This window comes from Variovorax sp. LjRoot130 (assembly GCF_964253755.1).
GTDB lineage: Bacteria > Pseudomonadota > Gammaproteobacteria > Burkholderiales > Burkholderiaceae_C > Variovorax.
On the sequence record NZ_CAXURM020000001.1, the window covers coordinates 4132222 to 4146842 of the forward strand.

Genomic DNA, 14621 nt, shown 5'->3' on the forward strand with positions numbered 1-14621 from the left:
GATCAGCCCTCGAATCCCGGCGGCACAACAAAGCCGCCGAACTCGCGCTCCACCAGTTCGGCAAAGGCAAGGGTCGTGCGGTCCTCGAGGTACGGCCCGACGATCTGCATGCCGACCGGCAGGCCGTCTTCGGCCAGCCCGATCGGCATCGCGGTCGCCGGCAAGCCGGTGAGCGTGGCGACGCTGGCCCAGACCGACTGGGCGCCGTAGGGGATCGCTTGCCCGTCGACCACGATGCGCCGCTTCTCCATCTCGCCGTGGTCGTGCGCAAATGCGGTGGTGGGCAGCACGGGGCAGAGGATCACGTCGAATTCCACGAAGAACTGCCGCCACTGGTGCGCGAAGACGGCACGTGCGCGGTCGGCATGCACCCAATCGCGATGGCTGATCGAGTCGGCATCGGGCATGTCGGCGCCGACCAGGGCCTCCACCAGCGTGCCCCAGGTGGCGGCCAGCCGCGCCAGGTCCGGCAGCAGCGGACTCGTGCGCGCGATCCTGCAGCCGGCTTTGGCGAGCCGCTCCGCCATGCGGTCCAGCGCGGCGCGCACGGCCTGCGAAGCGGGCAGTTGCGGATGGGTGTCGAGCACCAGCACGCGGAAATCCGCCAGCGCGCCGTGGCGCGCGGCCGGCAGCGCGAGCCGCCAGGCCGCGGCCCGGTCATCGTCCGGGCCGGCCGTGAGGTCGAGCGCCAGCGCCAGGTCGCCCGCGCTCCGGGCCATGGGGCCGACCACGGCAAGATCGACATCGGCGCTCACCGACAGCACAGGCGTGCCCGGCGGCGCGAAGCCGCGCATCGGCACCAGGGCGTGCGTCGGCTTGTGCGCGAAGATGCCGCAGCAATGCGCCGGCACGCGCAGCGACCCGGCCAGGTCCGAACCGAATTCGAGCGACACGTAGCCTGCCGCCAGCGCCGCGGCCGAACCGCCGGACGAGCCGCCGGGCGTGCGGCCCTCGTCCCAGGGATTGCGCGTGAAGCCGTAGAGCGGGTTGTCGCTCTGCCAGTCCGCCAGATGCAGCGCGAGGTTGGTCTTGCCGATCAGCACGGCACCCGCGGCCTTGAGGCGCCGGACCACCACCGCATCCTCGGGCGCCAGCGCCTTCCCGGTGCCGGAAATGCCCCAGGTCGTCGGCAGGCCCGCGACGTTGAAGGCCTCCTTGACGGTGAACGGCACGCCCAGCAGCGGACGCCGCTCGCCGCGCGCCAGCGCCGCATCGGCCGCTTGTGCCGCGGCACGCGCGCGTTCGAAGTCGCGCACGGCGACGGCATTGATCTGGCGGTCGAAGCGCTCGATGCGCGCAATCGACCGCTCGAGCAGTTCGACGGCCGACACCTGCCGCGCCTGCAGGGCGGCGGCGGTTTCGCGAGTGCTTTGGTAGTAGTCCATGGGTCGCCTGCCGGATGAGTCGCACATGGCCCCATGGTGCGCCGGCCTTCGCTGTCCGGCTTGATCCCTCTTGCGCTGCGCTTGACGAATCTTGCGCAGTTCGGGGTGTGCTGCCTAGATGCTGGGGCGACAGGCCGCGCGGACGATGCGCTGGGTGGGATTCGGCTCGATGTTGCGAAACAGCATGGGACGCGGATTGCCCACATAGTCCACGGTCTTGTGCGACGCGCCCTGCCACAGCGGCTCCAGGTAGTAGCTCGCGTACAGGTAGCTGGCCTTGCCGGCCCGGCAATCGAAGACAACCCGCGACTCGTAGGAGCGGTAGGGAACGCCGTCCCAGTTGATCCGCGGCTCCGAGCGGCTCACGCGCACGTGCATGGTCTTGAAGTCACCCGCGGTCTTGATCGCCACCGGGTCGACCTGGACCGTGTTGACGGAGGCATCGTCCGGATTGCCTGTCACAGTGAACCAAGCGGTCTGGGCCTGCGCGGCGGCAGGAGTCAGGGCGAGCAACACAAACCACCTTCTCACACCGAATCCTTTGCTGTCGATGACCGTAACGATTCTAGGGCCGCGTGGGCTTCGGCGCAGAACACGTAGCCCTCGCGATGCGCGTTTGTATCGCTCTTTGTCTGGGGGCCGGCTGGACATGCAAGGTGACGAAACGCCTCGCGGGAGACACACGCGCGATACGACCGCACTCTCCAATAACCCTCGTCTTCCAACACTCCGGAGCCCGACATGACTCTCTTCTCCCGCCCTGCCTTTCTCGCACTGAGCCTGGCCTTGACCGTCATGCACGCAGCTGCGCAACCCGCCGCGGCTGCCGACCCGCGCGGCCGCTGGATCACCGCCAACGGCAACCTCGAAGTCGAGGTCGCGCCCTGCGGCGCCGCACTTTGCGGCACGGTCACCCAGGTGCTGGGCAACCGCTCCATGAGCCGCGAGGGCGCGGCCATGGAAGCCGCCGATGCACGCCCCGCGCTGGGCATGACGATCCTGCGCGATTTCGCGCCGGTCGACGGCGGCGATGCCGCCCGGCCGCCCACGGAATGGAGCGGCGAGATCTACAACCGCGAGAACGGCAAGACCTACCGCTGCCACATGACGGTCAGCACCGCCGAGCAGCCCGCGGGCGAACTGGTGCTGCACGCGTATGTCGGCATTCCGCTCTTCGGCAAGACGCAGCGCTGGTCGCGCGTGGTCGCCGCGCAATGACCCTCAGAAGCTGTAGCGCAGCAGCCGGCCGAGCCTGCCCAGGGGCGGGACCATGGCAAACACCCGCACCGCCATCCGCGCCGGCCACGACATCCTGGCGATCTGCTGCGGGTCATAGCCGCTCGGGCCATAGGCCGTCAGATCGGTCAGCAGTTTCATCTTGGGGATGCGGCGTTCGAGCTCGTGCGGATCGTCGATGCTCCAGCGCAGGGTGGCGCCGGTGGCTCGCACCGACCGGTGGTAGCGCACGAGTTGCAGGCCGAGCCGGCTGAAGCTGTCGAAGGCCACATGGCCGCCCGGAAAATGCCGCGTGAGCCGCGCGAGCAGTTGCGGCACCGCGTCTTCGGCGAGGTACATGAAAAGCCCTTCGGCGACGACCATGGCCGGACGGTACGAGGGCACCGAGGCCAGCCAGCCGGGCTCGGTGACCGACGCGCCGATCAGGGCGTAGTTCTCGCGCTCCGGATAGAGGCGCCGGCGCAGCGCGATGACCTCCGGATAGTCGACGTCGATCCATCGGATGGTGGGCGGCGGGTTGATCCGGAACACGCGGCTGTCCAGGCCGCAGCCCAGATGCAGCACCGTCGCTCTCGGATACTTCGCAATGAATTCGCGGGTCCAGCCATCGAGGATGTGGGCGCGCATCGCAAGCCCGATCATGTCGTCGCGACTGACCTGCAGTTTGGAAAAGTCGTAGTCGATGCGGCTCATTGCCTCGGCCGCGAAGTGGTCGTGCAGCAGCGAATCGGGCAGCCGACTCTCCTCGCCCTTGGCATAGAGCGTGATGAGGAGGGTTTCTTTCTCCCGGGTGAGAGTGACTTTCTCGGTGGTCACTGCCATCGCGCGAAGCCGGGTTCAGGCGGCCGCGGCCAGCGTCAGCACGCTCGCGTAGCCGGGCTGCGTTTCCATTCGTGCGGTCACACCCCGGCGCTCGAGCAACCGGTGCGCCACCATCGCCGCACCGATCACCGCCCAGCAGTGCGCCACCACCCACAGCCCTCTCCACGACGAGCGCGCGGTCAGCGCCTGCCATTCCTCGGTGCTGAAGAAGTCTTCCGGCTGGGCGCGGGGAGCAACGGCCACGGGTGTCTCCTGAAAGAGCGCGATACCGGCTATTTTGCAGCCATTGCCTCGATCTCGAGCTTCCAGCGCGGATCGAGCAACTGCGAACAGACCACCGTCAGCGACACGCGATGGTCGCCCAGGTATTTGACGCGCAGGCGCACGTTCGCCTCGTCGAACTCGGGCGCGGCCAGGTAGGTGCGAACGGAGACCAGGTCCCGGTAGTCCATGCCGGCCGATCGCAGGATGGTCCCCATGTGGGTCCAGATCAGATCGCCCTGCTCCTCGAAGGACTCGGGCATGGTGATCCCGTCTGCGAGGTAGCCGTTGAGTCCGCTGATGACCAGAAGGCGCGAATCGCCCCCGATCTCCATGGCATGGCTGTAGCAGCGGTAGGGAGGAAACACGCCCTCCGGGTTGTGCTGGATCACCGTCATCGGGATTCGTCCTTTCCATTCACGCGGTGCTTTCGATGTTTCTCGCCATGCGGCCGAGCTTAGCGTCGGTAGCCATGGTGATTCCGAACTGAAGCGAAAGCATCCGGCTCGGGGCCGCCCTGGGTGATCGTCCAGTATTTTGCAGGTCCGCGCTCCAACGCAAGCCCAAGATGGAGGATGTCAAGGCCGCCTTCGGGCAGGCAAACTGGCTCCGCACCCATGCGCGAGGAAGTCCATCATGAATGCCCATCGAACTCGAGCTTCTGCGGTCGCGGCAACGGCCTGCTCGCTTCAGTCCACTTCGTGTGCACGGGGCCGACTGTAGCCGCTCGAAGCTACGCATCGTCGCCCTCGACTACGGCTTTTGCGTCGCTCGCGACTCATGACTAGACTGATCGTGTGCCCGTCGGGCTATGGCCGATCTACAAAGCGCTAAGGAGGCCTCAATGACTAACGCTCGGGTTTTGTTGACGGTCGCAGTGCTGGCATTTGGGGTGCCCACGGTGAGCGCCGAGAAGCTTGAAGTGAAATGTGAGTATTGGCACAAGCGCTTGGGTCAGCTTGACGACAAAACGAACCGCATTGACCTGGACGCACGAACTTGCAACGGGCAGCCATGCACGATCTCCGACACTGAGCTCAAGTGGCAAGAGGAAGCCGGTCGTGCCGATTTGAGAATTGATCGCGTCGCAGGCGAGGGTACGGTCAGCTATCTATCGGACGTGATCGCTGATCAGAAGAACTGCAAGACCACCAAGACGGGGCCCTAGGGGGCGTTGTGCTTGCCCCTGCCTGCGCGCACGGAAGCCGTCCGATCACTGGCTGCGTTCGCAGTCCGAGGAAGTCGCTCCCGATCCAGGACGCGACCCTGGTCGTCGAGCGCGAAGTTCAGCGCCTTCTTTGGACAGTTTTTTCTACGGGATAGCCTGCGAACGCGGGCTGTGAACGTCGGGCTCTCTGCGGCGGTGGTCGTACACGCGTTCGTTGTTATCTTCGTCGCCGTCAATATATGAGACAGTGATTCCGTCGAGGTCGGCAAGTGGCTGCAGGAAGTCGACAAACTGCGATGCCGTGATGCCTTCGGCCTTGATTACGTCCCAATGCTTGAACAGGATGGACCTCAGCGCAGCTTGCTGCGCTTCTGCATCGTTTGCGGGTGACCAAGGCTTGTCGATCATGGAAGGGGGGATGTCTGCGCTACCGTTTTGGCGAAGCAAGTTCGCCGCCGCGAGCGTCGTTCGATCCTTCGGGGCGCAAGATCCCGTAGGACAGGCATCCAGATTGCGAGGCACCATCTCGAGGCCCTCATCGCGATGATCCATGGCCGAACCTCCTGGGAGTTCTCACTAGACTCCGGGCGCTATCGTAGGGTCGGCAGCGCAGGCATGCCGGCAAATCGCGGTTCGGTCCTACGCTGAAAGAGTTCGTTTCTCGCGAATCTGGGCGGTGGGGGCTGATTCACGTTCCGGTGTGCTGCAGGGCCTGAAGTCTAAAGTTTCAGGGGAGCGAGGCCGACAGGCCGATGCTCAGGACCAGCAGCTCACGGACCTGTTCGAGCAGCGGTGCGCTCAAATTCTTCGGCGCGCCCGCGCGTCCGTAGCCATGCTTCTTTGGACAAGCGATATAGGACATGCCTTGTCAGCTGGTGACCGGCAGGGACAAGTGGATGCTCGAAGTCATCGGAGGCCGTTCGCGTCATCCCGAGCTTGGACATCACCGCACGAGAACGCGCGTTGCCGGGCACGGTAAGCGCCACGATTTCCGATAGGCCAACGCTTTCGAAACCGAACTCCAGGGCTGCTCGAGCTGCCTTGGTGGCGAAGCCTTGCCCCCAGTACTGGCAACCCAAGCGCCAGCCCACTTCGACGCACGGTGCAAAAGGTGCCGTGTAGCTGGGGATCGCAATGCCGACCATTCCGATGAAGCTGGCGACGCCCGGCGCTTCGACCGCCCAGAAGCCAAAGCCTTCACGGAGGAAGTGCTCGGTGATGCGTCCGACGAGTGCGTCACTTTGCGTTCGCGTGAGCGGGCCGAGCAGGTACTGGTTCACCTGCTCGTCAGCGTTCAGTTCCGCGAAAAGAGGCAGGTCCTCGTCTCGCCACGCCCTAAGACGAAGCCGCGGTGTCTGCAGTTCTGGAATTTCACGGGTCATCTGGCACTGGGAGGAGCGAGGGAATGTCCGGTCTTGGCCCGCGAACGGTCGTCTTTGGCGCTATTTCGGTTTCGCATAAATGGCTTTCGCCGCCTCTTCCCAGTTCACGCCGTCGAATTTTCGAATCTCGAGCGACGAGAGATCCAGTGCATCGATGCACCGGAGGTTGACGGCCCATCGAGCCGGGTCCAGCCGCGGACGAGTGAACGGCGAAATGCCGCAATGCCTGCAGGAGTAGTGCTTGGCGGTCAACGTTCCGAACTGGTACAGGGTCAGATCCTGTTCACCTGAAACAATACGCAGAGTCTTGTCTGACGCGCCATGCCACAGCGCACCCTTGCGACGACAAAGGGAGCAATTACATTCCATGGCGTATGCGACCGTGGCTTGCAGTTCGAACTTGACTCTTCCGCAGTGACAGCTGCCCAAGTAAGTCTGGTGATCAGTCATGGCTGTACCTCGCTGGTTTCGCCATCATGCCATCCAGCGGCCAGCGAAGTGGTGTTGCGCGGCGCTGCTATTGCGGCAGTGATCGGCCTCAGTCCGCCGGCAGCACTTGCCCGACCATAAGTCGATGTCCGTCAGGCGTAGTGACGGCGAACTCACGCATACCCCAGTCTCGGTCGATGGGTGGATGTATCACGATAGCCCCTCGACCGACCCACTCGTCGTGCAGCGCCTGCGCATCGTCGACATGCAGGTAAGCAAAGTAGCTGTGGTCGCCTGTCGCCGAGGGCAGAAGCGCGTCTGGACAGTGACCGAGCATGACGCTGACACTCCCCCTGCAAACCAGTTGCCAGTCCGACCGGCCTCCCCACTGGACGCTGAAGCCGAGTGCATCACGGAAGTACGCCGTATTTCGCTCGAGGTCGGGCACCGCGAGCACGTACGCAAAGGGGCGCAGGTCACTGGGTACAGGCATCAGAACTCCCATGCTGAAAAATGAGCGCCTAAGACGTGTCCCGGCATCCACTTGCGACCGTCTGCTCCTGGCCGAGGGCCGTCCTACCGTGCGCCCGGCCAGAAGGGCCAGAGGCTACCAAGGAATACGGGCGGTCGGCCGGACTCTGGCGATGTCGCGAAGGGCGATTGCCCTTGGCCATTCGTGCCGAGCCGGGCCGAGGGCGAAGCCGGGATTAGCAGTTGCCCTTTTTTGCCTGTCCCGGCGGGCATTGTTTCCCGTATCCGCCACCGGGATATCCCGGACCGTCGGGGTAGACAACGCAGCCCCCGAGCATGGCTGTTGCGAGAAGTGCAGCGACTAGCTTCTTCATGGCGTGGTCCTTCTATCGTTGGCATTCGAGCATAGCTGCTGCGCTTCATGGTCGCGCCGTCGTCGATGGGATCGCCGTGTAGGACTTGGCGACGCGCCCGGACTTCAGCAGACGCCAGACCAGCCATCGCACAATTGCTTCATCAAGGAACTGGACCTCGCAATGAATCAAGCAAGCTTCGGCAAGGCAATCCCAGTACTCGCCTCACTCGATCTGGCACGCACTTTGGATTTCTACAAGAACGTGCTCGGCTTCCAAACGCGGCACTTCGAGGACTTTTCCTATGGCATGGCAATGCGCGGCGAAACGGAGTTGCACTTCTGGGCCTGCGACGACAAGCACATCGCTGAGAACACCTCGTGCTACATCCGCGTCGCGGACATCGCCGCTGTGCACACGGAGCTCAGTGCCCAGTTGCCTTCGATCCAAGGCGTGGTCCGCACGGCTTGGGGCATGGACGAGCTTTATGTGATCGATCCGGACGGCAATCTCATCAAGTTCGGCCAAGAGTCTCCTGTCGCACCGTAACGCGCGCCGCGGAGCGCGTCGCCGGTTGGCCATGGACATGTGAACCTTTTTCGATCTGGCAAGAGGCCAGTCCTGCGCATAGACTCGCGGCCGATCACTTCTTCGCAACAGGAGTACCCATGGGTTTGATGGACCAGATCGGCCATGCGCTGATGGACAACGACGAACTTCACTTCGCCACCGAGAGCCGGTGCTCGCCCGAGGAGCGATGGCTGGTGGCGTTGAGCGCGCCGCTCTCCGCCTTCAACGGCAACTTCGTCAACGCAGTCGAGACCGGCCAGAGCCCGGAGGCGCTGCGCGAAGGTGTCGCCGGCATGTGGGGCGTCCAGGACCGCAAGAGCTTCGAGCAGACGGCCCGTTGGATCGTCGACGAGGGACATCGCGAGAAATACCGGGGCGTGTGGCACGGCCTGGTCAAGCTCGACACCGCCCACCGGTCCGCCCCTCTGCTGCTGCGCTCCGTAGCCTCGCTGGTCTTCCCCGGCCTGTTCATGCTGAAACTGCGGGGCGAGCTGGACTACGAGGCCTTTGCCAACCAGACCGGCAAGAGCGTCGCCGACATCGCCACCTTGATGGGTTCCTACAGTGACTGGATGGACGATCTGCGCAAGCCGCTGGGGGTACAGCCCGCGGAGATCACCGACCTGGTCGCATGGGACGCCGTGCGGCTGGCCAGCCTGTCGCGCTGGGCGGTGGACCTGGGCTACATCGACCGCGGCGAGTTCACGGGCTTTGCCTCCGGGCTGGTCGGGCCGGTGCGCGCCGCCTACGGCAACTGGGCCCAGGTCAGCGCTGCCTATGTGGCAGCCGGCCTGATCTGGAACTATTCGGAAGCACGGCAGGAAGCGCTGGTGCGCACGAATGCGATGCTGTTCAGCGACCCGCGCAGCCCGTACAAAGACCTGCCGCTCCACTGAGCGCTCCGGCCAAGGAGATGTCGCGAGCGAGCTTCTTCGCCTGCTGCTCAGTCCGCCTTGATGTCCGCCGCCTTGATCACGCGCGACCACAGGGCCAGTTCCTGGTCGACGAACTTGCCGAGCGCCGGCGGGTCCATGTAGACCGCGAAGGCGCCCTGGTCGTCGACCTTCTTGCGGAAGGCTTCGCTTTCGACGATCTTGCGAATCTCGGTGCTGAGCCTGGCGACGATCTCGGGCGGCGTCTTGGCCGGCGCGAAGACGGCGAACCACGACTCGACCTCGTAGCCCGGGAAGCCCGCCTCGGCCGAGGTCGGCACATTGGGCATCGACGGGTGCCGCTTGCTGCCGGTGTAGGCCAGCGCCTTGAGCTTTCCGCTCGCGATGTGGCCGATGACCGAAGGCGGCGTGGTGATGAACATGTCGACGTTGCCCGCGATCAGGTCGTTGATCGCCGGACCCGAACCCTTGTAGGGCACGTGGGTCATCGGCTGCTTGGCCTGGCGCGAGAGCAGTTCGCCCGCGATGTGCTGGATCGAGCCGTTGCCCGAGGAGGCATAGAAAAGGCCGCCGCCGCCCTTCTTCTGGCCGTACTCGACGAGCTCCTTCATCGAGTTCACCGGCAGCTTGCCGCTGACGGCCACCACGTGCGGCGCGCGCATCACCAGCGCGACCGGAACGAAGTCCTTGGTCGGACTCCATTTCATCTGCTGGAACAGCGAAGGGTTGCCGACGTGGTAGCCCGAGTACTGCATCAGGAGCGTGTAGCCGTCGGGCGCGGCGCGGGCCACGGCCTCGGCGCCGATGTTGCCGCTGGCGCCCGGCTTGTTGTCGACCACCACCGGCTGGCCCAGCGCGCGCTGCAGCGGATCGGCGACCATGCGCGCCATGATGTCGGTGGAGCCGGCGGGCGCAGTCGGCACGATCATGGTGATCGGCTTCGAGGGCCAGGTGTCGGCGTGCGATGCGGCGGCGGCCAAGGCAAGGCAGGCTGCGAGAAGGCAGCGAAGAGGTTTCATGTTTGTCTCCTGTAGTGTGTGAACGTGTCGCGGCGCCCGGCCCTTCAGGGCGCGAGCTCCGAGATCTCGATGAGATTCAGGTCGGGGTCGCGCAGGTAGACGGAGCGGATGCGCGAAGTGGCGCCGGTGCGCATCACCGGCCCTTCGAGGATCGGCACCTGCTTCTCGTTCAGGCGCGCGATGACTGCGTCGAGCGGCACCGCGGCGATGAAGCACAGGTCCAGCGCGCCCGGCATCGGCACCTCTGCCTTGGGCTCGAACTCGTGCCCCTTCAGATGCAGGTTGATCTTCTGGTTGCCGAAGCGAAAGGCCTTGCGGCCGCCGCCGAAGGTCTCGAGCGACATCCCCATCACCTCGACATAGAAGCGCACGCAGGCTTCCTCGTTGGCGGTGGTGAGCACCAGGTGGTCCAGATGGTCGATCATGCTTGCTCCTTTTCTTCGCGCGCCTTCGCGCGCGCAACGATGTCGTCGAAATCCGCCGGCGGCGCATGGCGCGTCAGGCGATGGCCGGCGCGCGACACCTGGCTCGACAGTTCGTGCTGCACCAGGTCTTCGAGCTGCGCCGCGGCGCCGATCAGGCCGTCGAGGTCCATGCCGGTGTCGTAGCCCATGCACTGCAGCATGTGGACCACGTCCTCGGTCGCGACGTTGCCGGTCGCACCCGGCGCATAGGGGCAGCCGCCGACGCCGCCGAGCGACATGTCGAGGCGGCGGATGCCCGCCTCGACTGCCGCCACGGTGTTGACGAGCCCCATGCCGCGCGTGTTGTGGAAATGGGCGGTGAAGTCCAGCGCCGGGAAGCGCTCCGACGCGGCGGCGCAGACGGCCTGCACCTGGGTGGGATAAGCCATGCCGGTCGTGTCGCACAGGGTGATGCCGCGCACGTTCAGCGCGGCGAAGCGCTCGATCCAGCCCAGCACCGTGGAAAGCGCCACCTCGCCTTCCATGGGGCAGCCGAACACGCAGGACAGCGACACGTTGACCGGCACCGCGGCCTGCCGCGCCAGCGCGATCACATCCGACAGCTGCGAGAAGGACTGCTCGCGCGTCATGCGCAGATTGCTGAGGTTGTGGCTTTCGCTCGCCGACATGACGATGTTGAACTCGTCGACGTGGCTGTCGAGCGCACGCTCGGCGCCGCGCAGGTTGGGCACCAGCGCGGTGTAGACCACGCCAGGTTGGCGCGCGATGCGCATCATCACCTCCTCGCCGTCGCGCAGGGCGGGAATGGCCTTGGGCGAAGTGAATGAAGTGACCTCGATCTTCGCGTAGCCGAGGCCGCTGAGCCGATCGACCAGCGCGATCTTGTCTTCCGTAGGAATAAAGCGGCTTTCCATCTGGAAGCCGTCGCGCGTGGCGACCTCGTTGACGAGGAGGCGCGTGCCGTTGCCGGTGTTCATGTTCTTGCTCCTTCAGCGTGAACGCGCGGGCCAGCCGCCCGAGCGCAGGTCGTCGTCGTGTTCACCGAGCCGCGGCGCGGGGTACGCGATGCGGCCCGGCGTCGCGCTGAGCTTGGGCACCACGCCCGGCACCTTGAGCGTGCGGCCGTCGGAGGTGGGGGCCTCCACGATCATTTCGCGCGCCAGGTACTGCGGGTCGGTCGCGATGTCGGCCACCGAGTAGATGCGACCGACCGGCACGCCGGCCGCATCGAGCGCCGCGAGCGCCTCGTCGCGGCTGCGCCGGCTGGTCCAGGCCTCGATGGCGGCATCGAGCGCCTCGGCCTGCTGTACGCGGCCGTCGTTGTGGCGCAGGGCCGGGTCTTCCTCGAGGTCCGGCCGGCCGATGGCACGCATCAGGCGGCGGAAGATGCTGTCGCCATTGCCGGCGACCAGCACGTAGTGGCCGTCGTTGCAGCGGTAGGCGTTGGTCGGCGCGATGCCGGGCAACGCGCTGCCGGCGCGCTCGCGCACGGCACCGAAGGCGTCGTACTCGGGCACCAGGCTTTCCATCACGTTGAAGACCGACTCGTAGAGCGCCACGTCGATGAACTGGCCCTCGCCGCCGTGGGCCGTGCGGTGGTGCAGCGCGGTCAGCACGCCGATCACGCCGTGCAGCGCCGCGAGCGTGTCGCCGAGCGAGATGCCCACCCGCACCGGCACGCGGCCCGGTTCGCCGCTCAGGTAGCGCAGCCCGCCCATCGATTCGCCGAGCACACCGAAGCCCGGCTTGTCGCGGTAGGGGCCGGTCTGGCCGTAGCCCGAGATGCGCAGCATGATGAGGCGTGGGTTGAGCGCATGCAGCTGCTCCCAGCCGAGGCCCCAGCCTTCCAGCGTGCCGGGCTTGAAGTTCTCGATCAGCACATCGGCCTCGAGCGCCAGCGCGCGGGCCGCTTCCTGCCCCTCTTCGCTGCGCAGGTCCAGGCAGACCGAGCGCTTGTTGCGCGACTGCACTTCCCACCACACCGAGCTGCCGTCGCGCAGCATGCGCCACTTGCGCAGCGGATCGCCGACCTCGGCCGGTTCGACCTTGATCACGTCGGCGCCGAATTCGGCCAGCGTCTTGCCGGCGAAAGGGCCGGCAATGAGCTGGCCGAGCTCCAGGACCTTGAGGCCTTCGAGTGCATTCATGGCTTGCTTGTCTCTCTTTGCTGTTCGATGGCTGCACTGTAGAAAAACATCACGATTCGCGGAATTGCCATGACGGCAGCACCCCTTCGCGAAACGCGAAGCCCCGGCCTAGAATGGCCCGATGGCCAGCACCATCAATCCGGCCCGCGTCGACTTCGTCACGCTGCGTCTGTTCTGCGCGGTGGCCCAGTCGGGCAGCATCACCAAGGGCGCGGAGGCCTGCCACCTCGCCTTGTCGGCCGCGAGCCGGCGCCTGTCGGATTTCGAGAATGCCACCGGCTCGAAGCTGCTCGACCGCAGCCCGCAGGGCATTGCGCTGACGCCGGCCGGCCACGTCGCGATGCAGCATGCGATGCGGCTGTTCCAGGGCTTCGAGCAGTTCAGCACCGAGCTCAAGGACTATTCGAGCGGCGTGCGCGGCCATGTGCGCCTGTGGGCCAACATGTCGGCGCTCACCGAGTTCCTGCCGGCGGCACTGGCGACCTTCCTGGAGCGGCATCCCGACATCCGCGTCGAGGTCGAGGAACAGTTGAGCGGCGACATCGTCCGCGCGCTCGTCGATGGCCTCGCGGACGTCGGCGTGTTCGCCGAGAACACGCCCACCTACGGCCTGAACGTGGCGCCCTTCCAGACCGACGAGCTGGTCGTGCTGTGCGCCAAGCAGCATCCGCTGGCGCGCACGCGGCGCGCCGACTTCAAGACCTGTCTCGCGCACGAATTCGTCGGCCTGAACCGCAGCAGCTCATTGCTGGAGCTGACCTCGCGCGCCGCCGAGCAGGCCGGCATCCCGATGCGCCTGCGCGTGCAGGTGCGCAGCTTCGACGCCATGTGCCACATGATCGCGGCCAACCTCGGCATCGGCGTGGTGCCCTTCGCGGCTTGCAAGGCGCAGGTGAGCGCGCTCGATCTGCGGGTCGTGCGGCTCAAGGACGCGTGGGCGGTGCGGCGGCTGCTGATGGCGACCAAGACCGGCGAGCAGCTGTCGCCCGCAGCCGGCCTGCTGCTGCAGCATCTCGCGGCTTCGAGCCAGGCGCCGACGTCGGTTGCGGGCGCATCGTTGCCCGCGCCTCGAGACCGCCGGTCCTGACGAAGGTCGGATCCAGGCTGGATCTCGTTCGTCGAACGCGTCAGCCCGGCGCGCGCCGCCGACGCGCCGGGCCGGCCGCGGCCTCGCGCAGGCACTCGACGAAGGCCCGCGCCGCCGGCGTCAGCCGCGACCAGGCCTGCAGGCGCACCGACACCTGCACGCGCGGCAGCGGCTCCGCCAGGCGCAGGCGCACCAGGCCGCGGGAGGCGACGGGGTCCTCCGCCAGCGACGCGGCGACCAGGGTCAGCGCGTCGGCGTTGCGCACCAGCGAAAGGCCGAACTGGATCGACTGGCACACCACGGTGTTGCGCGGGGCCGCGAGCCCGGCCTGCTGCAGGGCTTGCACGCCGTAGGCCGGAACCGCCCACAGCGCTTCGGCCAGACGGCGCAGGGTGCGCACCCGCGCCAGCGGATGGCCGGCGCGCGCGATGGCCGCCAGCGGGGCCTGCAGCAGCACCTCGCGCTCCAGGCCGTCCTTTTCCGCCGTCCCCTCCAGCTCGCTCAGCACCGCCAGGTCGTGGCCCGATCCCGGGCCGGTCGCCTCGGGACTGGTGATCTCCACCAGCTCCAGCGCGACGCCGGGGCAGCGCCGGCGGAAGGCCAGCAGCGCATCGGGCAGCAGCCGTGCCGCCGCCAGCGAGCTGAACGCGGCGCGCAGGTGGCCGCCGCCGTCGCGCAGCTGCGCAATCTCGTCCTCGGTGCGCCGGACCTCGTCGAACAGCACCGCGGCGCGCCGCAGCAGGGCCTGGCCGATCTCGGTCGGCACGACGCCCCGGGCACTGCGCACGAACAGCGCAACGCCGACCGTGCGCTCCAGCTCGCGGATCGCGTAGGTCATGGCCGGCTGCGTCAGCGCAGCATCGCGCGCCGCGGCACGGATGCCGCCGGCCTCGGCCACGCGGCGGAAGATCTCCAGGTGTCGCAGGTTCATCGGGGAAGGCATCGGTTGGTTGGAATGATGGTGAACAAGAAT

19 protein-coding genes are annotated in these 14621 nt (G+C 66.5%); 5 read left to right on the plus strand and 14 right to left on the minus strand.

What is annotated here, in order from left to right; all coding sequences use genetic code 11:
- Positions 1 to 2: 2 nt before the first annotated feature.
- Both ACSQ86_RS20650 and ACSQ86_RS20655 read right to left on the minus strand, forming a co-directional pair.
- Positions 3 to 1385: an amidase family protein gene (locus ACSQ86_RS20650; protein ID WP_436304858.1), complete on the minus strand. Its 1383-nt coding sequence runs from the start codon at positions 1383 to 1385 to the stop codon at positions 3 to 5.
- A 114-nt stretch (positions 1386 to 1499) separates the two neighbouring features.
- A complete protein-coding gene (locus ACSQ86_RS20655) occupies positions 1500 to 1901 on the minus strand; it encodes a surface-adhesin E family protein (protein ID WP_436306330.1) in 402 nt (133 codons plus the stop codon).
- Between the two features lie 225 nt (positions 1902 to 2126).
- Between ACSQ86_RS20655 and ACSQ86_RS20660 the strand changes: the two genes are divergently transcribed.
- Entirely contained in the window at positions 2127 to 2603 is a 477-nt protein-coding gene (locus ACSQ86_RS20660) for a DUF2147 domain-containing protein (protein ID WP_436290928.1), read from the plus strand.
- Positions 2604 to 2606: 3 nt separating this feature from the next.
- Here the strand turns inward: ACSQ86_RS20660 and ACSQ86_RS20665 are convergent, their stop codons facing one another.
- From ACSQ86_RS20665 to ACSQ86_RS20675, 3 genes are read right to left on the minus strand one after another with little or no spacing between them, the layout of a single operon-like run.
- Positions 2607 to 3443, minus strand: coding sequence for a class I SAM-dependent methyltransferase (locus tag ACSQ86_RS20665; protein ID WP_436304859.1), 837 nt, complete (start codon positions 3441 to 3443; stop codon positions 2607 to 2609).
- 15 nt (positions 3444 to 3458) lie between these two features.
- A complete protein-coding gene (locus ACSQ86_RS20670; protein WP_436304860.1) occupies positions 3459 to 3686 on the minus strand; it encodes a hypothetical protein in 228 nt (75 codons plus the stop codon).
- A gap of 29 nt (positions 3687 to 3715) precedes the next feature.
- A complete protein-coding gene (locus ACSQ86_RS20675; protein ID WP_436309510.1) occupies positions 3716 to 4102 on the minus strand; it encodes a RidA family protein in 387 nt (128 codons plus the stop codon).
- Positions 4103 to 4548: 446 nt separating this feature from the next.
- Between ACSQ86_RS20675 and ACSQ86_RS20680 the strand changes: the two genes are divergently transcribed.
- Positions 4549 to 4872 (plus strand): hypothetical protein, encoded by a 324-nt coding sequence (locus tag ACSQ86_RS20680; protein ID WP_436309511.1) that lies wholly within the window; start codon positions 4549 to 4551, stop codon positions 4870 to 4872.
- 144 nt (positions 4873 to 5016) lie between these two features.
- Here the strand turns inward: ACSQ86_RS20680 and ACSQ86_RS20685 are convergent, their stop codons facing one another.
- The 4 genes from ACSQ86_RS20685 to ACSQ86_RS20700 form a co-directional block, all read right to left on the minus strand.
- Entirely contained in the window at positions 5017 to 5424 is a 408-nt protein-coding gene (locus ACSQ86_RS20685) for a hypothetical protein (RefSeq protein ID WP_436304864.1), read from the minus strand.
- A 218-nt stretch (positions 5425 to 5642) separates the two neighbouring features.
- Positions 5643 to 6254 (minus strand): GNAT family N-acetyltransferase, encoded by a 612-nt coding sequence (locus tag ACSQ86_RS20690; protein WP_436309512.1) that lies wholly within the window; start codon positions 6252 to 6254, stop codon positions 5643 to 5645.
- A gap of 60 nt (positions 6255 to 6314) precedes the next feature.
- Complete coding sequence (locus ACSQ86_RS20695; protein WP_436309513.1) at positions 6315 to 6704, minus strand: GFA family protein; 390 nt, start codon at positions 6702 to 6704, stop codon at positions 6315 to 6317.
- Positions 6705 to 6792: 88 nt separating this feature from the next.
- Positions 6793 to 7188, minus strand: a complete 396-nt coding sequence (locus ACSQ86_RS20700) for a VOC family protein (protein ID WP_436309514.1) — start codon at positions 7186 to 7188, stop codon at positions 6793 to 6795.
- A 502-nt stretch (positions 7189 to 7690) separates the two neighbouring features.
- On the opposite strand from ACSQ86_RS20700, the gene ACSQ86_RS20705 reads away from it, so the two are divergent.
- Positions 7691 to 8056, plus strand: a complete 366-nt coding sequence (locus ACSQ86_RS20705) for a bleomycin resistance protein (protein ID WP_436304867.1) — start codon at positions 7691 to 7693, stop codon at positions 8054 to 8056.
- Positions 8057 to 8175: 119 nt separating this feature from the next.
- The gene (locus ACSQ86_RS20710) at positions 8176 to 8973 is read left to right on the plus strand and encodes a DUF1266 domain-containing protein (protein ID WP_436309515.1); all 798 of its coding nucleotides are present in this window, start codon (positions 8176 to 8178) and stop codon (positions 8971 to 8973) included.
- Between the two features lie 47 nt (positions 8974 to 9020).
- Here the strand turns inward: ACSQ86_RS20710 and ACSQ86_RS20715 are convergent, their stop codons facing one another.
- From ACSQ86_RS20715 to ACSQ86_RS20730, 4 genes are read right to left on the minus strand one after another with little or no spacing between them, the layout of a single operon-like run.
- Positions 9021 to 9989, minus strand: coding sequence for a Bug family tripartite tricarboxylate transporter substrate binding protein (locus ACSQ86_RS20715; RefSeq protein ID WP_436304869.1), 969 nt, complete (start codon positions 9987 to 9989; stop codon positions 9021 to 9023).
- A 44-nt stretch (positions 9990 to 10033) separates the two neighbouring features.
- Positions 10034 to 10414 carry a VOC family protein gene (locus tag ACSQ86_RS20720; RefSeq protein ID WP_093102899.1) on the minus strand — a complete coding sequence of 127 codons (381 nt, stop codon included), beginning with the start codon at positions 10412 to 10414 and terminating at the stop codon, positions 10034 to 10036.
- Positions 10411 to 11391: a hydroxymethylglutaryl-CoA lyase gene (locus ACSQ86_RS20725; RefSeq protein ID WP_436309516.1), complete on the minus strand. Its 981-nt coding sequence runs from the start codon at positions 11389 to 11391 to the stop codon at positions 10411 to 10413. Before ACSQ86_RS20725 ends, ACSQ86_RS20720 begins: the two co-directional genes overlap by 4 nt.
- 12 nt (positions 11392 to 11403) lie before the next feature.
- A complete protein-coding gene (locus ACSQ86_RS20730; RefSeq protein ID WP_093102896.1) occupies positions 11404 to 12561 on the minus strand; it encodes a CaiB/BaiF CoA transferase family protein in 1158 nt (385 codons plus the stop codon).
- Positions 12562 to 12682: 121 nt separating this feature from the next.
- Between ACSQ86_RS20730 and ACSQ86_RS20735 the strand changes: the two genes are divergently transcribed.
- On the plus strand, positions 12683 to 13648 hold the full coding sequence (locus ACSQ86_RS20735) for a LysR substrate-binding domain-containing protein (protein WP_436304872.1): 966 nt from the start codon (positions 12683 to 12685) through the stop codon (positions 13646 to 13648).
- 40 nt (positions 13649 to 13688) lie between these two features.
- Here ACSQ86_RS20735 and ACSQ86_RS20740 read toward each other — a convergent pair whose 3' ends face one another.
- Positions 13689 to 14579 (minus strand): LysR family transcriptional regulator, encoded by an 891-nt coding sequence (locus tag ACSQ86_RS20740; protein WP_170855484.1) that lies wholly within the window; start codon positions 14577 to 14579, stop codon positions 13689 to 13691.
- Between the last annotated feature and the right edge of the window lie 42 nt (positions 14580 to 14621).